This is a genomic window from Acinetobacter guillouiae CIP 63.46 (assembly GCF_000368145.1).
GTDB lineage: Bacteria > Pseudomonadota > Gammaproteobacteria > Pseudomonadales > Moraxellaceae > Acinetobacter > Acinetobacter guillouiae.
In genome coordinates, this window is the sequence record NZ_KB849281.1 from 466,309 (window position 1) to 485,396 (window position 19,088).

Below are 19,088 nucleotides of genomic sequence, written 5' to 3' on the forward strand. Positions count from 1 at the left end.
AAACTTAAATCAAAGATAACGAAAGATTATAGAATTGCTCATAACGATTTCAACCTGTAGCGAAGTTGAATTTTTAATGTGTTAAAAAAAGTACCCTAAGGTACTCCTTTATAAAAATAAGTAATTAAAAAAACCCGTTCAACACCAATCACACTTAAAGATATTCATCATCACTCCCCTACAGGGATTGAATATTTAAGTTGATTATTTTTCTGTTCTAAAGGCATCTGATTTTGCTTAATCATTTTCTGTTGATAATCGCGCTCTGAAATTACCCCTCTATTGCGTGCCTTTTGCAATGATTTTAACTGCTGTTCATTTTCATGTGCATTCAAAGCATAAGTATCGTTATTTTTCAGAAGATATTGAGATCTTTCAAATGGACTCATATTAGAAGTATTTGCCCGACTTTCATACATTTTTGCGACATTTACCTCACGTTGAGCGATACGATCTTGCTCTTGTTGCTTTGACAACTCAAAAAAATCAACATGTTCACTATTGTTATTCCCATATTGAGGTTCTTCATTTTGTAAAAATGCATAGGATTGAGGCTTTTTCGACCAATCTTCAGCGCTATACACAGAACCAGCAATTACAGGACTGATCAGCAACATTAATATTTTTTTCATCAAGTATACTCAACTCAAAATAGTGAAAGTCATCGCTACGTATCATACCTTATTTGTAATGTGCGTGATTTTCAAATTGTACTTGTAATTATATTATTGCTTACATCTCTTCGTAATTTTAGCAAACATTCGAGACCAGGATTTTTTATAAAATACTGAGTTAGTAAGATAGTTTGAAGCCATCATGCTTTCAAATGATCCTCAGCGGAAAAATTGAATTTCTCAAGAATAATAGTCAAAAAACAATTGTATAGAAGGTAAATTTTCCATGAATCTGTTGATATGGAGTTTTGGCTGGAAAAGTGCATAAACTTTCAAAGTTACATTCGACTTGTGATTGGCTAAAATAATTAACTTTGAACCTAAAAATACCAAGAGAAATAGGTTTCTATATTTAATATTATATTTTTCTATGACATATTTAGCCATAACACTTTTTTATTCAATTTTATTTACAATTTCTGAATTAAATTTATATTTTTCAAAATATTAATTTTCCTCATACTTATCCTAACTACTGCTATAATGACCATTGTAAGTCAAATCGCTATTTTTAAATTTTAATGAAAATGGGATTTTTGAAAAAAAATAAAAGTTAACAACACCTCAAATTTAATTTTAAAAAGCATCAATTATATTTTGGACAAAGGTGTGCTATACAAAAATTAAATTGATTTATGCTACGGAAAGCAAATTATGCAAGATGAAATTAGTGATTTAGATTTCTTTATAACATTAGCCTCATCAAAATCAATGACGCGTGCTTCCATTGAAATGGATATTCCCCTGCCAACAGTAAGTAGAAAGTTAGCAAAACTTGAATATTTTTATGGTAAGAGGCTTATGAATAGGTCTGCTAGACAATTTGATTTAACAGAGGCTGGTAAACTATTATTAGATCGCAGTATTTACATATCATCTTTAATGAAACAAGTTCATGACGAAGTTTCTCAAAATGTGAATTCTTTTGCAGGTAAATTACGTATTGGTAGCTTAAATTATCTTGGTCGCAGTAAGTTAGGTGATTTAATAGCAAAATTCAGCGTACCGCATCCAAATCTAGAAATCGAACTCATTCTTTCTGACTCGAAAATGGATCTTGTGGAAAATGAACTCGATATCCTTTTTCAACTCGAACAACCCAATAATGTAATCTACAATTCAGAAGTTTTACTCGATACTAGACGTATATTCTGTGCTTCACCCAAATATTTTAATAAATTTGGCTATCCTACACATCCCTTAGACTTACTCAATCATCGCTGCATCTGTCTAATACGAAATCGTCACATATATCAAGATTGGAAATACAGCATAAATGACGAAATATTTGAAGTTCATGTACACCCTTATTTAAAAAGTAATAATGCTGAAGTTACACACCAATGGATGATTCAAGGATTTGGTATCGGATATCGTTTATATCACGAGGTGAAACAAGAATTAGAAGATGGTGTATTAATTGAGTGTTTTAAAGACAATCATTCATCTGAATTATCACTTTACATGGTGTATTCAAAATTAAAAAAGAGAGATGTTGTCAAAGATTTTATTAACTTTACCAAAGACAATATTAATTATTGAATTTCCTTGGAATGTTATAATTTGTATTAGTTCAGATCTGATCAGACATTGATCTTGAAAAAGAGAAAGTTACCCGTTTTGATAAAGGTGTCGAATCTTAATCAAACAAAGGTAACTTTCTTATGTTGCATACTAACAATCAAATCATCAAACACAAAGTAGGCTTACTCAATTTAGCTGAAGAACTTCAAAATGTATCCAGAGCTTGTAAAGTCATGGGTGTCTCTAGAGATACCTTTTACCGTTATCAGGAACTCGTTGAATCAGGTGATGTTGATTCACTCATCAATAAATCCCGAAGAGTACCGAATCTTAAGAATCGTGTAGACGATGCGACAGAACAAGCCGTTATTGATTTCGCAATCCAATATCCAGCTTATGGTCAACACCGCAGTAGTAATGAATTGCGTAAAAATGGTGTATTCATTTCAGGTAGCGGGGTTCGATCTATTTGGCTTCGCCACAATTTAGAGAATTTTAAAAAGCGATTGAAAGCCTTAGAAGCCAAAGTGGCACAAGATGGCTTTGAGTTAAATGATCATCAGATTGCTGCACTTGAGCGTAAACATGAAGATGATGTTGCTTGTGGCGAAATAGAAACACACCATCCAGGATATCTTGGAGCCCAAGATACATTTTACGTTGGCAATCTGAAAGGTGTCGGTCGAATCTATCAACAAACTTTCATCGATACCTACAGCAAAGTCGTTCATTGCAAGCTCTATACAACGAAAACACCGATTACAGCGGCAGATCTGTTAAATGATCGTGTACTACCATTTTATCAGTCGCAGGATCTACCAATGCTGCGTATCCTGACAGATAGAGGTACTGAATATTGCGGTAAGGTTGAACAACATGATTATGAGCTATATTTAGCCATCAATGATATTGATCACACCAAAACAAAAGCAGCATCCCCACAAACGAATGGAATATGCGAGCGTTTCCATAAGACGATCTTGCAGGAGTTTTATCAAATTACATTTAGGAAGAAGCTATATAGTACATTAGAGGAATTACAAGCTGATCTAGACGTTTGGCAAAAATTCTATAATACTGAACGAACTCATCAGGGAAAAATGTGCTGTGGTCGCACACCACTGGAAACATTACTTGATGGGAAGCGAATTTGGGCTGAGAAGAATTTAGCTCAAATTTAACCTGACAGGCACACTAAAAAATGGGTAACTGTCAGATCTGGTTTGAGCTAGTACACCTAATTATTGTTTTTATTTTATTTTTTTAAGATTTAATTGAATTTAATACACTAAAAGGTATACATAATAAAAAGCATGCCACTAAGAACATACTTTTCTGTTTAAATCTTCTATTAGTAACTTTACCATTTCACGCTGATGTTTTTCTATACTCTCGGTATTCCAGTCAGATCCATTCTTCTCGACCACCTGCATCATCAACTCTAACTTCAAGCTGGTTGGTACTTTTGTATACTTCCTTAACCAACTTGCTTTTTGGATCGGCATGTCATTAGTTAAAGTAGAATTTTCACTCTGATTGACCAAACCTAAATTACCAAAACTATGTAACACTGATTCCTCTGATAAAGGTTTACCTACCTTTGGGTTCTGTGGATAAAAGTGCTCAATAGAATCCTTATAACTAAAGTAAAACTTAGTATGGCTTCCTTTTCCCTTCTTCAATAAAACGTAATCTAAATAGTTAAAACAGAAGTAAGGAATCTTCCCATAGCTAAAATGTACTGCAATATCTTGTACAGTCACTACCATATCGCAATCAAATTTGTCAGCATACATGAAACTTTCATAGTCTTGTGGTACTGAACTCAAGTAGCGCTTCTTGATCAACGTTCGTGCTAAATTTTCTACATATGTAAAATAAGCTTCTAAACTGATATTTTGACTATGATCAACGAGCCAATTCAAAACACTGAATAACCAGTTCTTACGTGCATGGGTCGGGTAGGAAACATGAAATGCGGATAAAAGCATTACTAGGTTTCTTTGATCACCGTCTAGTGCTAACTCATGTCCCTCTTCTTGCGTTGTCTTGGAAAATGTATTTACATAATTCACATTCCCAGAACTGTAGTATTTTGGTTTTTTTAGAGACCAGCCTTTGTGCTGGAGACTATTCTCACGTTTGATGACATACAGATCAAATAAATAACGTATTTTCAAAAGTAGATAAATAAAGTCTTTTGCATGACTCGCGTCGACAATCGTTTTTTTAAAGCTCTCTAATAAAGTCTTATCATCGAGTGCAATGGAACTTGGATTACGATCTTTCACATACGTTTTGACATAAATTTTCAAAACTTGCATCAGGAAGTTTGGATAATCAATGATGCTTGTGAAACGTTCACTAGACTCTTCATCTATGTGTTTTTGATTAACAGGAACCACATCAAGTTTTAAAATTTCTGCTAAATTAAGCTTAGCTCCATATGAGATTTTACCTTCTGAATCAGAGTCTTTCGAGGTATTTTCAACTGTCAGGCATCTCTTAAGCGCATTATAATTATTGGTTGCCCAATCATGATACGAAGCACCGAATATTTGCTTTCTCTGTACCACATCAAAACCATAAGCAACATATTTGTACATATCCTGACATGCAGACCATACCTGATGAACAAGATAACGATCATCATCCGTACTTAATAGACTGAGAAAATGAGCCTTAATGACTTCGTGTGCTTCTAACTGTTCTCCTCGGTTATTCAGAGCATCAAAGTAATGCGTTACATCTGCAAGCTCTGGAATCATGGTGCGTAAAATAATGACGTGATCCAACAAATAGTCTGCAAATTTTTCAAGCTCATTTCTCTGGACTATCTTCAAACACTCTTCAGCAATGATTCGATAGCCTCTCAGAATAGAGTGATCCCCATACTCTATATTCAATCTATCTATGTTTTTTTCAAGGAATTGATCACTAAAGAATTTCCATAATGAATCCAATAGGATTGCTGACTTTTCACGGCTTTCAAAACTTAATCGTATATAATTAAATTGATGTATTTTCGGATTGTTAAGTTTAGATTTTAAAAATAAAGCTATAAGATTTAATGTCGTAAATCGTTGTTGTCCATCTAACACTTCAAAGTGATTGTCTTTTTTGGCTACGACTAAACTACCGATATAATAGTTTTCAATACCTGACCTAGACTTCAGGTAATAGTCATAGATGTCCTGTATTAATGCTCGGATCTGCGGTCGTCCCCAAGCATAATTTCTTTGATACACAGGGATTTGATAATTCACATCCTCGCTAAGTAACTCTAAAATAGTATATGGCTTTGATTGCTCTATAGACATTATTCTTACTCCGCCATGTATTTCATTTCTTTGAACAATTTTTCAATACCTTTGGCTTTACTTGTTTGGCTAACATCAATATAGATATTCAAGGAAAAATTAAAGAAATCTTTTGGTCGTAGTGATTGATCCAAACGCCTAAAAAGATTTTGCCCTATCACATGGTTCTCAATACTAGATTCATAGATGCTAGATTGCTTAAGGCGTATACTGTATGCCCAAATAAACCCTATCCCCAAAGCACTCGAAAACTCCACCTCACCAAAGCGATCATAGTAAGCTAGCAGAAAAGCATTAAGCATTTTCCGAACATAGCCATCACCTGTTCTTGTTCTGCCTGAATAATCATAATCTTTATGATTTTCAGTCAAGGCAACACCATTGATGACATTCCAAATTTTTTTCGACATTGATGTGGTTAATAATGGTTTGACCCAAGCATCATAACTTTGTAGAGGAAGCAATTCTAAAGCTTTGCTTTCATAATGGCTAAACCATTCAAAAAAGCGTCTCCCATTGATCATAGTTTGGGTGATTTGAAATGGGTAAGCCAAATGTATGTTATCTACCTTGCGGAAGCGATCACTGTTGTACTCATCGACCATGCTGTGCAAGATACGATATGACTGACTCAGTGGAAACTGATCTTCCTGATGCAGTGACAAACCTTTAAACCCCTCCACCTGTGCTTTGCCAAAGTGAAATGCCTTTTCCCCTTTCGTCCACTGTCTGATGGGATACAGGAAATGAGAAAATATTCGATGGACTTCCTTTTCATTCCTTTGCTCCCATTGCTGAACGGCTTTTGTTTTTAACTCTGCTTCTGATGGATCAAATTCTCGCAGATGGTATGCTTTCAACAAATCATGTGGATGTAGGTCTAATCCTCTCGAATTCTGTGAATCAAAGAACTGGAAAGCCTCAGATAGCTTGCTTAGCTCAACTATTACGAACTCACATTTACTTAAAAGAGTATCAACATATTCTTCTAACGGCATTGAGCGTGGCTTATCGATCAGCTTTTCAACCACATCATAATTTCGACGTAAATTTTCTTGGCTAATGCGACAAGCAGGAATATCTAAACCAAAATCAGGCAAATCCAACTTATTGAGTTGATCTTTTCTCGCTTGTAAAGCATGCCAAATTAAATAAAAAGTTAATGTCCGTTGCTGACCATCTACGATATCTTTTTTAACTTTTGGCAGTTTATGCTGAACAATCTGTTCGAGAGAGTACTTATAAAGGTCAGCAGATTTTTTAGGATGGAAGATCACATTACTATGCAGAACAATTGTCCCTAAGCGATACTTATAACGTTCATCATCACGGTTCTTCGCTGTAATCCCTGCAATAAAATAATCTAGGTCATCAAACAGCACTCTAACATGCTTCTCTGTCCACTTATAAGGACGTTGATAATCAGGAATACTCAAATGCTGTTGATACAGTTCTTTTAATGAGATTACTCTCGACTCTAACATTGCAGTTGCTGCGGTCATGTTTTTTCAATATTCATTCAAGATGTTCATCATAAAGCGACTTTTTCACAGCCTTCACCCGAGAAATACCTCGGCTGACTTGAGTCCTGTCACAGCATTCATTTTTTTACAATTTCAAACTATAGTGACTTAATAGTTCAGATGTCTTTGTATGCAACTCTGCGAAATAAAGATTACGCTTTAGCAATGGTGGTTTTTGAATAGGTAATTCTTTAATTTCATGCGGCAATGGAAGACGCTCTGTGAAATTAAAGTTATCAGCCACTCTATCAAACTCAGACTTTTTCAACTGTTCATCTCGACAGAACCCTTCATAGGCTTGCGCTCTTTCTGCATCCCAAAATGTAGAGAATGCCTGCTTCACCGTTTGCCCTGTGATCATCTTTGGTAATTGTTCATTGATGAATTTTTCGATCAGGTCTTTTTTGTTGTACATCTTGGCATCATTACTCAGCATATCTATCAACTCTTTTCTACGTTGATCCTTCTGCGCTTGACTCGATGCGGTCACAATCAACCCAAGCAGTGCCATAATGTAATCTTGATTCACTCGGTCGTTATGTACAAGTTCCAATTGGAAGTCTATATCCTCTAGGACTGAGACTTTCTCTTTATCATCAGATGGCTGTTTAATACGATTATATAAGTCTTTGTATTTACCTTTATAATCCTCTAAATCTTGAGCAGTGATTGGCGCTGTGTTTTTGTCATACTCAGTAAACATATTGAGTAGGTTATTCAAACGTAGAACTTCCCTGAATGTTTCTACGAACTTCAATTGTTCAGCTTCAAGTTTTAAATCATCTACATCCTGACAATTTGGAGTCAGTGTTTTCAACTGTGCTACAGCGGTTTCATACTCCTCTAAGAACACACTCATTTCAGGTATGGTTACACTACTGAATGGTTTCTTATCAGAGAACAAACGTAATGCCTTATCCGTTGCTTGCTTTAAGTTTCGATAACAAACCACATTTCCGAATGGCTTTGAAGGTTTATAAACACGATTGGTGCGTGAGAATGCCTGAATCAAACCATGGTATTTTAAGTTTTTGTCTACATAGATCGTGTTCAATGGTTTTGAATCAAATCCTGTCAGGAACATGTTCACAACAAGAAGTAAGTCTATCTGCTCATCTTTCTCATACTTGATGTTAAAGTATTTCACTCGCTTACCAAGATTTTGATAGTACTCATAGAAGCTATCTGTTGTATTGTAACTTGAACCATAGATTTCATTGTATTGGGCAATATACTTGTCGAGTTTTGCCTTTCTTGACTCATCTACAGTATTTGGGGCATCCACTGGTTCTTCAGCGATCATACCTGCTTCTATTTCATCTGCGGTATTCTGCTGATCCTGTTCTTCTACACCAAATGAGAAAATTGTTCGCACTGAAATTGGTTGGAAATAGGTCTTGTTTCTTTCTGCGTCTTCTACCATTTCAGCTTGGACTTTTTCAAACAGTTCGTAGTATTGAATGAGATTTTCAACTGAACTCACACAGAACATGGCACAAAACTCTCTGTTACGAGTTTTTTTATCATGGATACTCAATATATGACGAACAATTTTTTCCAAGCGTTCAGGATTGTCGTATAACTCTTTGCTATCAATTTCCTCAACTTTTTCATTACTATCAGTTTCACTTGTGGTGCTATATTTTCCCCAATAGTCAATTTGGAAAGGAAGCACATTGCGATCGGTAATTGCATCCACAATGAGATATTCATGCAAGCGTTTAGGAAATAAAAATTCAGTCGTAAATTTCTCTCCCGATTTCTTTAAACCATTTTTATCAAAAATTGGTGTCCCCGTAAAACCAAACATTTGAGCATTTTTAAAGAAGCGTTTGATGTTCTGATGTGTTTCACCAAACTGGCTACGATGACATTCATCAAAAATAAAAATCACTTTTTCATCTTGTAAATCTGCCATCTCCTTCTGATGGCGGTCTTTGGTAATCGCATTATTCAGCTTTTGAATAGTAGTCAGCACTAAACGATTATCTAAGGAGCGTAATTGCTTAATGAGGTTGGCAGTGTTGTTGGTGCTATCCACAGAACCTTCTCTATACGCATTAAATTCAGTGTAGGTTTGCTCATCTAAATCTTTACGGTCAACGACAAAAATTATGCGACGAATCTCAGGATTCCTAATCAGTAACTGACTTGCCTTAAACGAGGTTAAGGTTTTACCTGAGCCAGTGGTATGCCAAATATAAGCATTTTCTTTAGATGTTTTGACATGTTCAACCATGCGTTCGATGGCATAAATTTGATACGGACGCAGGATCATCAAAAATTGATCGGAGTGATGTAACACAATGTACTGTGACAACATCTTAAAGGCGTGTGTCGGATTTAGGAAGGCTTTAGTGAACTCAGTAAGATCGTTGATATTTTTATTATTTTCATCTGCCCACGGGAATGCAAATTCGATATTTTTGGTGCCGTTGGCATAGTACAAGCAGTTGACACCATTACTAATCACAAAAAACTGGATATAACCAAATAAACCATCACCTGCTTTATAGGCTGATTTTGCATATTCAATGGTTTGCTTAAATGCTTGTTGGATCTCTACTCCACGGCGTTTTAACTCGACTTGTATAAGCGGAAATCCATTCACCAATAAAGTGACATCAAAACGACTCGTTTTACCATTCAAGGCAGAATGATTTGATACAATTTGATTAGAAACTTGGTAGATATTTTCTATCGCGTTTTCACCAAGAAAAGATAGATGCTTGACCGTACCATCATCGAATTTTAGTGGGAAACGATCACGCAACAATTGTGCTTTACTAAAGACAGATGTTTCTTTCGTAAGGTAATGCCAAACCTGTTTCCACTCTTGTTCTGAAAAAACATGATGGATTTGATTGAGCTTCTGGATTTGCAGTTTTAAGTTATCGACTAATGCTTTTTCTGTCCGTAACATCACTCGTTCATAGCCTAACCCTTCAAGTTGTTGAATGAAGTTATTTTCCAGCTCAAGTTCTACTTGTGTACCCACGCTTCCATCTCTTCTCTAGTCATTATAATGTAATGATTTACATCATTTTAAAATGTTAAAATAGCACTAATTTAACGCATTTCATATACAGCGAGAGGTCTATGGCGATTTTTGATCAAAATATAGTGATTGTTTTTATTTACTAACAGAAAAAGTTATATTCATTCCAACAAAAGAATCGAAAAACTAACCTTGTAAGTTTCCGATTAGGACGTGAAAGTTCTCATAATCCACTCAATCATCTAAAAAAACATTAGATCTAGAAGAACATGAAATGTTTGACTATGTGATTAATCTAAAGGCATTTGCTCGATTCTATATTTCAAAAGACGATAGGTTACAACCTAATTATCGAGCAGTGCATAGTAATGGTATCAAAACTGTTGTGATTCACCCTGACTGGTTATATCTAAAAAATAAAGACAATTTCACTGCATGATTATTACCGTGCAGTGATAATAAAATTAGACCTTGCTAGAAAATACGGCTATCTCTTCATCAATAATGCTTAATGGATTTCCTTTAGAAATAATAAAATCGTATTGATCCTTCATTAGCTTACGATTAAGTAAAGGATGCTTTTCGTCATCTAATTGATTGATTAATCCTTTTTCAGCTTGAGCTAATGCTTTTGCTAAATCTGAACGACTTTTGACTTCAGCAAAGATTAACTTTTTTTGACCTTTAGGTGTATCTATAAGGCCATCAATTAACTTAATGCTATTAAAGTGAGACTTCATTCTTGTGCGAATATTTTCAGACTTCCCAACATACAGAGCTTCTTGATATCCCCCATATTCTCTATAAAAAATATAGACTCCTGAGATTTCAGGAAGTAACGAAAAGTCAAAGTTCTTAACATTCTCTTTTAATGTACTTGAACTACCTAGCTCTATTGGTTCATACCAATCTAATTCAATTTGCATTTTTGCCTCCTTTTTCTATATTTAATAATCAAATTTTAAATGGATACCGAACACTTAGCTCATCGCAATACTTTCTAATATCCAAATCAATCTGCTCTAAATTTTCATCTATTTTTTCGAGCCTAATAGCCACTTCATCGATATCGACTTCAGATTCAGGCTCAAACAAGTCAATATAGCGTGGAATATTGAGGTTGTAACCATGATCTACAATTTTTGAGTATTCTACATACTCAGAAATTTTAGGGATAATCGCTTTAGTTTTATAAATATCTGTAATTTCCGCAATTTGCTCTGGCGAAATAATATTGAAAGCTTTCTGCTTTTCATAAAACTCTTTGGCATTGATAAACAATATTTTGTCTTTAGGCTTTCTGTTCTTCTTTAATACCAGCATAGCAACTTCAGTATCAATTACAGGTGAGAGATCTTTCGCTAAGCCAATCACAGCATCAATACAATTCAGACGTTCAAGCAGATATTTACGAATAGTACCTTCTGAATCTCCTCTAAATAAAACACCATGAGGGATCAGCACGACTGCTATTCCATCCTCTTCAAGTGAATAAACAATATGTTGGATGAAAGCCAAGTCTGCTTTTGACTTTGGAGCAAGCTTGCCATAGTTTGCAAATCTTGGATCATGTTTTTTAGCCTCATTATTATTCCAAGTTTGCGAAAATTTAGGATTGCAAACAATCACATCAAATTTCATATCCAGATGTTTTGGCTTTTCTAAAGTATCGTCGCTGTCTAATTTTAATTTTGAATAATGATATCCATTGATTAGAAAATTCATACGCGCCGTTTTTAAATTACCATCGATTATATCTTGCCCATAGATTTGATCGACAAAATCTAATGTTTGGTCGGTCTTAATTAATAAGGATCCAGATCCAAAGGTTGGGTCATAAAGGTTAAGAACTCGGCTTTTTTCTGTATGGACAATACTTGCCATCAATTCTGATACATGAGCAGGCGTATAGAAATCGCCTTTCTTTTTTCCTAGGCTCATTGCCATGAATTCAATGATGCTAAAAAAAGCCTTGCCTAATATTTTAGAATTATCGTGAAGATAGAAGTCCATCGAGTTCAAGTCGACTAGCATTGAACCCAATGCTTGATTTCTAGCTGTACCTGTGCCACCTAGTAATGCACTTCTTGTATCTATATCACTCAACAATCCATCAAACACTTGAAGGGATTGTTCTGTCAAATTTTGCTGAAATTGAAAAATTGCTTGATCAAAAACCTCTAAAAAATAGTATTCATTATTATTGCTATAAGCCTGAGCAAATGAACCTATCAAATATTTTGGCGCAACAAAATATCCTAAAGAGTCTTTCGCCTCTTCTTTTAGAGCAATCATAAGGTCTTCATGCTGATGCTCACCTAAAGAACTGTACGTAATTTCTCTGCCTAAATTTTCATTTGCAAATTGCTCATGTTGATCAGATAGAAATTTGTAGAAAATCAGACTCAAAGCCAAATTTTTATACTGCGTAATATCTTTATTACCAAAATGCTTTTGAAGCCAATCTTGCAGATTTTGGCTTAATGTTTCAGTTTTTTGTTCTATGTTGTTCATGACCATATCTCAATAAAAAAGTAGTATTGAGATCGCTCAATACTGCTTTTACTTTATACAAACATTTGCTGTAACAGACCTTTCTTCCACTGTTTAGTTTCTTCGATTTGCTGAGCGACCTTTTCTAATTTTTGGTCAATAGCAGATAGGAAATTAGCGATTTTGGCTTGTTCTTCTACACACGGGCATGGAACATTTATATCAAAAAAACTTTCTTTACTGACATTTAATAAACCATCCATACGTGCTGAGCTTGAAATAAGTAATCTAAGATGTCTATCTAAGTAATGAAATTCGAATAGCTTTGCATAGAATTTTTGGTTGATTCGATTAATAGTTTTTGCCCTAAAACTAATAAACACATTTGGCACAGCAATCGCGTGCTCAAATTCATTTAAATAAACACAACCATACTTATAGGTTTTAGAATTACCTTTGTTATAAGAAAAATCATTTTTTTCTAAAACAATGTAATTGCTATTTTGTTGACCTGAGATATCTCTACCAAATTTTTCTGCTTGGCTTACAAAGCCTTTTCCCGCAGTAATACTATATGTTTCAATATCTTGATCTAAAACTTTATCTTTAACTTCAATAAAAAGTTCTCTTATTTTTTTCTCTTCCCACTCCCCAAACTCACTACCATCATCCGCTTTAAAACGAATCTGCTGACTAAACAGCTTTTGCATCATGCCCTGTTTATATTGGCTAAGCAGTTCATGTTTTTGGGATAGTTGGCTAATCTTCTCATCCACAGCGGAAAGGAAAGAGGCTATTTTGGTTTGCTCTTCTTTGGATGTTTGAAAAACTTGAAATTCCTGTAAATCCTTCACAGTAATATTTGATTGGTTGGCATTACCACGTTGAATAGTTTCAATATGAGTTAAATATTTTTTATCAAGAAGCTGAGAAAATATAAAATAAGCATATATATTTTCATTTTTAGGACGCAAAACTAATAGATTTTGATTTAGCAAACCTTCATTATCATTTTTAACAAAAATTGGACGCCCAACGGCAGAATCTATTAAATGAGGTTTTGATCCAACAGTAGTAACAATAATATCTTTTTTCTTAACTTCCCAATTTAGATAATTTTGAGCTTCAGTTTTATCTAAAAAAATAGCTTCATTTTGATATTTGATAGAATCCTTATCTAAATCAGATACTCGGATGATACGAACGCCATCTTCTTTGTATGATTCTGACTTAAAAGCAAACCCCTTAAAGTATTCAGTAGTTTTTTCTAAATTCGATGCACTCCAATCCCCATCAAACTCTTTAAACCGTAACTTAGGCGTAGTCATTACTTCACCTCCACAAACAGAGAATCAATCCCTAGCTCTTCGCAGTACCCTGTAATCACCGCATCGGTCTTTTGGCTTTCTACTTCTAAGGCTTGAAGTTGTTTCGCAATCGTATTTAAATCAATCTCAGTTTCCGCCTCAAAGGTATCCACATAACGTGGAATATTTAGGTTGTAATCGTTCTCTTTCGCCTCCTGCAACGTCGCAACCTTAGCGTATTTCTCAATATCCTGACGGTTTTCAAATGCACCCAAAATATTATCTAAATGTTCAGGCAATAACTTGTTTTGATTCTTCTGTTTCTCAAACTCGTTACTCGCATCAATAAACAGGATATTTTCTTTATGCTCACGGTTTTTCTTCAATACCAACACACAAGTCGGAATAGTTGTGCCATAGAAAATATTGGCAGGTAAACCAATAATAGCGTCCACCACATTCATCTTTTCAATCAAATGCTGACGAATATGCCCTTCGCTTGAACCACGGAATAACACCCCATGCGGTAACACAATCGCAAGCGTCCCTTCATCATCTAGGTGATATAGCATATGCTGAACAAATGCCATATCTGCTTTAGAGCTTGGGGCAAGCTTACCAAAAGATTTAAAACGCTCATCACTTAAAAATAATGGATCAGCAGACCATTTTGCTGAAAATGGAGGGTTTGCTACTATTGCATCAAACTTCATGTCCATATGCTGTGGTTTCTTTAAGGTGTCTTCCTGCTTAATGTCAAACTTAGAAAAATGAACATCATGCAGAATCATGTTCATTCGCGCCAAGTTGTAAGTAGTACGATTCATTTCCTGACCGTAGATCGCATCGACATTGTTTCCGACTTCACGCTTAACACGAAGTAATAAAGAACCCGAGCCACAGGTGGGGTCATATACGCTACGTAAGCGGTCTTTGCCAAGCGTCACAATACGAGCAAGCAAAGTTGAAACGGTTTGAGGTGTATAGAACTCACCTGCTTTCTTACCTGCACCAGACGCAAACTCACCAATCAAGTATTCGTAAGCATCACCCAGTACATCGGCTTCAGTATTTGAAATATCAAAATCAATGGCATCTAAATGCACAAGGACTTTAGAAATCAACTCATTTCGATCAGTCGCATTGTTGCCTAACTTGGTCGAAGTAAGATCCATGTCCTCAAACAGATGAGCAAAGTCTTCTGATGACTCAGCATCCAATGTGCTTTGTTCAATCGCTTTTAAAGTTTGGATCAGTTCATCCAAAATAAACTCATTGTTTCTAGCACGATCTGCGAGTGTATGGAACAACTGAGTTGGCTCTAAGAAGAAACCCATGTTCTCAAGGCTTTCTTGCTTGAGTGCTTCTAAGAATTCTTGATGCTCTTCATTCTCGGCATCTAAATCGGTAAACTCTAAGCCTTCTTCTTTCAGCTCTTGGTTAGCACTATTGAGGACTTTTTCAGATAAATATTTATAGAAGATTAAACCCAAAATATAGTCACGAAATTCATCTGCTCCCATCTTACCGCGAAGGTCATTAGCGATGTTCCATAGTCGTTTTTGCAGTTCTTGAAGCTGTACTTGGGTCATGTTAAAAATTAACCAAAATCATTATTTTAGGATGGCGTTACTTTGCCATACTTGGCTGATGAAATTAAGTATTTATTTGCTTAAGAGATCACATTCTCAATGTAATGAAGATACACATGCACAAATACATCATAAACAGCCACCTCACCTATATCTTAGAAACTTTGATATCTCACTGAAATGCCAGTAAGTTGCATCGCCTTTTTGACAAGTTCTTCTGAATAATTCATGGCATCAACATAATAACCTTTGTTCTTAAAAGCCAAGCTATCGCGCCCTGTCTCACAACCTAAATCAAGAATATTGCTTTTAAAAAAGCTGATATAAGCTTCCCATGTCAACGTAAAGTGTTAATTGTATAAAATCTTCAGCTTGTTGATTATAATTTTCTATTGTTTTCATCAATGATGACTTAGGTTAAAAGAAACATTCAGTCTAATAAAAATAAGTGAGCCATTGGATGCTGCATGGTAAAAACTCAAACGTGCAGCCAAAGTCCGAATACTGGAAATATCAGACCCTGATTATGTGTCAGGCGCAATACCTGAAGTTCATGGATCATCATGTCTGTTAAGGGTCACGATGGGGTAAACCATTCTTCATACGCTCAGCGGGGATATCCCATTTACACTCATCTAGATCAAATTCATCCCAACATGCTAGCAGTAACTCACTTACTCGAACACCAGTAAGCATGATCATAATAATTGCGTGGTGAGTCTGAGCATCTGCTGGATAAGTTTTGATGCGTCTAAGAAATTCAGGCATTAAAAAAGCCCTGAAACTGTTAAATTTCAAGGCTTTATTAAGTTTCATGATACATCGTATAACTAAGTGATAGATCATGATTTACAAATTTGGTGGAGATGGCGGGAGTTTAATTAAAGCCTTAACCCATTATATATATTAAATATTTATTGTCTAGGATATGCATTGTGTAACTTATGTGTAACACACTACTTTGATAGTTAATGATTTTTTATGATAGTTTTTGATTTGTCTAAGTTCGCTTTCTCTTTTAGAAATTGAAATCAGAACCCTCCATCTAATTTCAACATCAAATTCCAATTGCCAAATAAGTAAAATTAGAAAAGCAAACCATCTTACTTTGATACATCCTTGATTATGAACAGTTTTTAAAATTAAATTCGTTCCAATCGGTTTTTATCATTATTATAATATCAAGATAACTCATAGGTGACTTGTGAACAAATGTACAATTATTTTCAAATACTCAAATAATGATTTATGATAGAGACAATAATGTGAGGGGGATAATAATGATCAGATTTCAAGACGCGCTAAATGAGGCAAGAGCTCTTTCTAGACAGCAAGACAATGTAGCTGTTGTTGAGGTACGACGTGGAGACGACGTGAGTGGTGTCGTAGTTCGACGTACGGAAAGTGTTCGCCCAGTGATAATCAATCTTAGTGAAGACCGAGTGGCTGCTACACGGGTAGTTCGCACGGCTGCTCGACGTGTGATCAATCAACACCGTGATGAAATTGAAGCCCTAGCTTATAAATAAGTGAGCAAAATATGACTTCAATTGATTTGGATTTTGTAATTGCGGTACATGATGAAATTCTTGCTTTAACTACTGGACTCGAAGGCGTAGATAAAGGAGAACTTGAGGGTGCGTTAGCTCGCCCAGACCAACAGATACACTATAATCATGTGGATGATGTTTATGAGATTGCCGCTTGGTACGCTGTAGCGATCGCAAAAGCACATGCATTTAACGATGGTAATAAGCGCACAGGCTTATCTGTGATGTTGACGTATCTTGATCTACAAGGAATTGTAGTTCCAAATCACGTTGGATTAGATGACACAATGGTTGAAGTTGTGGAATCTAGTGATGATCATGAAATTATTGTTGCGGCATTAGCCAGTTATATAAGATTGTTGGTAGAAGAATGAATAAAGCCCTCTCAGGAGGGCTTTATTTTTCGCACCATTCAAAGCACTACACTCATTGTATTTAGCAACTGTATCAATGATCCAAAGCGTGATTTCTTTGCCCTGCCCTGACTCAAGTTTTAAGAGTTTAGGACAAGGCACAACCAAATTAGCTGGAATCGTCGGGGATAAGTGAGTTGATGATAAGCAGGCCGTCATCATCAATACAAACATTGTTATAAACAGGACGCTCAATGATCTTTTGCACTTCACGGATTTTTGTTTCTGTGATGACACGTTGTTCTGATTTAATCTCTTCATAATCTGCGCTCACTTTATTTATTTTGTTTTGCTTTTCGATCAATGCCTTTTGCTGCTCATCTTTAAGTTTTTGGATCTTGGTTGTGCATTTCTGTTCAGCATCTTGAAGTTTTCCACTTAGATGATTGGTATACGCAATTTGCACCAGGTATAAAAAAATAAAGACCGCCACTGCGATCCATTTTTTATACTTCCACATGATTAAGGCTATTGGCATCATTGCACCCCTATACACTTGCTATAACGATCTTGTTGTCGTGTCCAAACCCCATAACATCCATTAGATCGAATTGAACAATCACGTTTGGCAGCGTATTTGTATTTCAGTAAAGATGCACAGGCTTGCTTATACTGCCCTGCTTTAAGATTTCTAAGCATCGATGAGCCATTCCAATTTGCTTGGCCATAGTTGTAAACAAAGTCTAGGTAAACATCATATTCAGTCTGAGTAAGTTTTACGCCTGATAAAGATTTACGAAATGCAACTTCATCTTTGGAAATATGAGCCTTGGCAATTTGAACCGCACGTTCCTTTGTAATGGGCTTATCTGTCATTTTGACTTTGGTACCATTTTCGTATGATGTGGACCCGATACCGATTGTTGCCACATTAGCGCTATCTAAATATGGCTTTGATTTGTAGCCCTCATAGCCAATTAAAGATGCAAAAAAAAGCGCTGATGCGCTTAATGTTGTTACTATGATTTTAGTCTTTGCTGACATCTATCTTCCCCTTGATTTGAAGTGATGCGATATAGGCCTTGTGCTCTAATTCATCACGCTTGTCTTTCTTACGTGCAAAGTAGAAGTTCATTAAGAAACCGCCAATTGCAACAATAATACTTACCCAAACAACTATATCTACTGAGCCAAGCCAAGCAGATAATACGCCTGAAACTGATCCCCCATAACCAACAGCTTTACTTGCTACAAGTGCAGTAGCCGATGTGTCTAACGCTTGTTCAGACATGTAACCCCCCTATTTTTGGCAATAAAAAAGCACCCGATTAGGTGCTACTTTGCTAAATTCAAAATAAAATCTTCAACTCTATTTGCATACCACTTGCCGCCTAGCTCGGTAAAATGAATGCCATCATACATGTATTTTACAAATTCAGGACTGTCATCAGGATGAAAACCAAACTCTTTATAACCCTCCCAGAGTGGTATTGAGTAATAACCACAAACATCACGAACTGCTTTTTGCTTCAATGACGCCTGACCTGTGCCACCCTCAATAATTCTAAATGTCGTGCGTGGTACAGCTGAAATAAATCCGATTCTTGCATTGGTCCACTTTTTACGTAAACCCAAAATTAAAACATGCAATGCACCATAAAACGTATTTACAGTACGATCAGACATTGTGCCAAGTGTTGTTGTTACAACATCATTTGTTCCCAGTGCAATTGTGATAATGTCTGTTTCAGAAT

At 35.6% G+C, this 19,088-nt stretch carries 16 protein-coding genes and 2 pseudogenes; 4 read left to right on the top strand and 14 right to left on the bottom strand.

The genetic code is table 11. From position 1 onward, the window contains the following. Positions 1 to 170: 170 nt before the first annotated feature. Positions 171 to 632, bottom strand: a complete 462-nt coding sequence (locus F981_RS02075) for a hypothetical protein (protein WP_004717789.1) — start codon at positions 630 to 632, stop codon at positions 171 to 173. Between the two features lie 696 nt (positions 633 to 1,328). Here F981_RS02075 and F981_RS02080 point away from each other — a divergent pair. After that, a complete protein-coding gene (locus F981_RS02080; protein WP_004717790.1) occupies positions 1,329 to 2,216 on the top strand; it encodes a LysR family transcriptional regulator in 888 nt (295 codons plus the stop codon). Between the two features lie 122 nt (positions 2,217 to 2,338). Then, positions 2,339 to 3,379, top strand: a complete 1,041-nt coding sequence (locus F981_RS02085; protein WP_004717791.1) for an IS481 family transposase — start codon at positions 2,339 to 2,341, stop codon at positions 3,377 to 3,379. Between the two features lie 138 nt (positions 3,380 to 3,517). Here the strand turns inward: F981_RS02085 and F981_RS02090 are convergent, their stop codons facing one another. The 9 genes and pseudogenes from F981_RS02090 to F981_RS02130 all read right to left on the bottom strand — a co-directional run. Continuing rightward, on the bottom strand, positions 3,518 to 5,518 hold the full coding sequence (locus tag F981_RS02090; RefSeq protein WP_004717792.1) for a DUF262 domain-containing protein: 2,001 nt from the start codon (positions 5,516 to 5,518) through the stop codon (positions 3,518 to 3,520). A gap of 5 nt (positions 5,519 to 5,523) precedes the next feature. Then, entirely contained in the window at positions 5,524 to 7,020 is a 1,497-nt protein-coding gene (locus F981_RS02095) for a DUF262 domain-containing protein (RefSeq protein ID WP_004717793.1), read from the bottom strand. A gap of 106 nt (positions 7,021 to 7,126) precedes the next feature. Next, positions 7,127 to 10,039 carry a type I restriction endonuclease subunit R gene (locus F981_RS02100; RefSeq protein ID WP_004717794.1) on the bottom strand — a complete coding sequence of 971 codons (2,913 nt, stop codon included), beginning with the start codon at positions 10,037 to 10,039 and terminating at the stop codon, positions 7,127 to 7,129. Between the two features lie 464 nt (positions 10,040 to 10,503). Beyond that, positions 10,504 to 10,965: a GIY-YIG nuclease family protein gene (locus tag F981_RS02105; protein WP_004717796.1), complete on the bottom strand. Its 462-nt coding sequence runs from the start codon at positions 10,963 to 10,965 to the stop codon at positions 10,504 to 10,506. A 28-nt stretch (positions 10,966 to 10,993) separates the two neighbouring features. Next, entirely contained in the window at positions 10,994 to 12,553 is a 1,560-nt protein-coding gene (locus tag F981_RS02110) for a type I restriction-modification system subunit M (RefSeq protein WP_004717797.1), read from the bottom strand. 53 nt (positions 12,554 to 12,606) lie between these two features. After that, a complete protein-coding gene (locus F981_RS02115; RefSeq protein ID WP_004717798.1) occupies positions 12,607 to 13,860 on the bottom strand; it encodes a restriction endonuclease subunit S in 1,254 nt (417 codons plus the stop codon). Then, entirely contained in the window at positions 13,860 to 15,431 is a 1,572-nt protein-coding gene (locus tag F981_RS02120; protein ID WP_004717799.1) for a type I restriction-modification system subunit M, read from the bottom strand. The genes F981_RS02115 and F981_RS02120 overlap by 1 nt, the downstream gene beginning before the upstream one ends. 158 nt (positions 15,432 to 15,589) lie before the next feature. Beyond that, positions 15,590 to 15,833: pseudogene (locus tag F981_RS23655) on the bottom strand (SAM-dependent methyltransferase); the annotation flags it as partial. 103 nt (positions 15,834 to 15,936) lie between these two features. Further along, positions 15,937 to 16,208: pseudogene (locus F981_RS02130) on the bottom strand (tyrosine-type recombinase/integrase); the annotation flags it as partial. Between the two features lie 503 nt (positions 16,209 to 16,711). Between F981_RS02130 and F981_RS02135 the strand changes: the two are divergent. Together F981_RS02135 and F981_RS02140 are read left to right on the top strand one after the other, a co-directional pair. Next, the gene (locus F981_RS02135; RefSeq protein WP_004717801.1) at positions 16,712 to 16,960 is read left to right on the top strand and encodes a hypothetical protein; all 249 of its coding nucleotides are present in this window, start codon (positions 16,712 to 16,714) and stop codon (positions 16,958 to 16,960) included. An 11-nt stretch (positions 16,961 to 16,971) separates the two neighbouring features. Next, the gene (locus tag F981_RS02140; protein WP_004717802.1) at positions 16,972 to 17,355 is read left to right on the top strand and encodes a type II toxin-antitoxin system death-on-curing family toxin; all 384 of its coding nucleotides are present in this window, start codon (positions 16,972 to 16,974) and stop codon (positions 17,353 to 17,355) included. Positions 17,356 to 17,503: 148 nt separating this feature from the next. Here the strand turns inward: F981_RS02140 and F981_RS02145 are convergent, their stop codons facing one another. From F981_RS02145 to F981_RS02160, 4 genes are all read right to left on the bottom strand, one after another. Next, positions 17,504 to 17,872, bottom strand: a complete 369-nt coding sequence (locus F981_RS02145) for a hypothetical protein (RefSeq protein ID WP_016539755.1) — start codon at positions 17,870 to 17,872, stop codon at positions 17,504 to 17,506. Next, entirely contained in the window at positions 17,872 to 18,378 is a 507-nt protein-coding gene (locus F981_RS02150) for a lysozyme (RefSeq protein ID WP_004717806.1), read from the bottom strand. Before F981_RS02150 ends, F981_RS02145 begins: the two co-directional genes overlap by 1 nt. Then, positions 18,362 to 18,625, bottom strand: a complete 264-nt coding sequence (locus F981_RS02155; RefSeq protein ID WP_004717808.1) for a holin — start codon at positions 18,623 to 18,625, stop codon at positions 18,362 to 18,364. The genes F981_RS02150 and F981_RS02155 overlap by 17 nt, the downstream gene beginning before the upstream one ends. Positions 18,626 to 18,669: 44 nt before the next feature. Next, positions 18,670 to 19,088: SGNH/GDSL hydrolase family protein (locus tag F981_RS02160; RefSeq protein ID WP_004717810.1), on the bottom strand; the 419-nt coding region annotated here is incomplete at its 5' end.

Bases quoted from the DNA above. Each gene is read 5' to 3' on its own strand.
- F981_RS02140 (WP_004717802.1), top strand. From the start codon at position 16,972: ATGACTTCAATTGATTTGGATTTTGTAATTGCGGTACATGATGAAATT.
- F981_RS02135 (WP_004717801.1), top strand. From the start codon at position 16,712: ATGATCAGATTTCAAGACGCGCTAAATGAGGCAAGAGCTCTTTCTAGA.
- F981_RS02110 (WP_004717797.1), bottom strand. From the start codon at position 12,553: ATGAACAACATAGAACAAAAAACTGAAACATTAAGCCAAAATCTGCAA.
- F981_RS02105 (WP_004717796.1), bottom strand. From the start codon at position 10,965: ATGCAAATTGAATTAGATTGGTATGAACCAATAGAGCTAGGTAGTTCA.
- F981_RS02155 (WP_004717808.1), bottom strand. From the start codon at position 18,625: ATGTCTGAACAAGCGTTAGACACATCGGCTACTGCACTTGTAGCAAGT.
- F981_RS02085 (WP_004717791.1), top strand. From the start codon at position 2,339: ATGTTGCATACTAACAATCAAATCATCAAACACAAAGTAGGCTTACTC.
- F981_RS02095 (WP_004717793.1), bottom strand. From the start codon at position 7,020: ATGACCGCAGCAACTGCAATGTTAGAGTCGAGAGTAATCTCATTAAAA.
- F981_RS02115 (WP_004717798.1), bottom strand. From the start codon at position 13,860: ATGACTACGCCTAAGTTACGGTTTAAAGAGTTTGATGGGGATTGGAGT.
- F981_RS02090 (WP_004717792.1), bottom strand. From the start codon at position 5,518: ATGTCTATAGAGCAATCAAAGCCATATACTATTTTAGAGTTACTTAGC.
- F981_RS02150 (WP_004717806.1), bottom strand. From the start codon at position 18,378: ATGTCAGCAAAGACTAAAATCATAGTAACAACATTAAGCGCATCAGCG.
- F981_RS02075 (WP_004717789.1), bottom strand. From the start codon at position 632: ATGAAAAAAATATTAATGTTGCTGATCAGTCCTGTAATTGCTGGTTCT.
- F981_RS02145 (WP_016539755.1), bottom strand. From the start codon at position 17,872: ATGCCAATAGCCTTAATCATGTGGAAGTATAAAAAATGGATCGCAGTG.
- F981_RS02120 (WP_004717799.1), bottom strand. From the start codon at position 15,431: ATGACCCAAGTACAGCTTCAAGAACTGCAAAAACGACTATGGAACATC.
- F981_RS02080 (WP_004717790.1), top strand. From the start codon at position 1,329: ATGCAAGATGAAATTAGTGATTTAGATTTCTTTATAACATTAGCCTCA.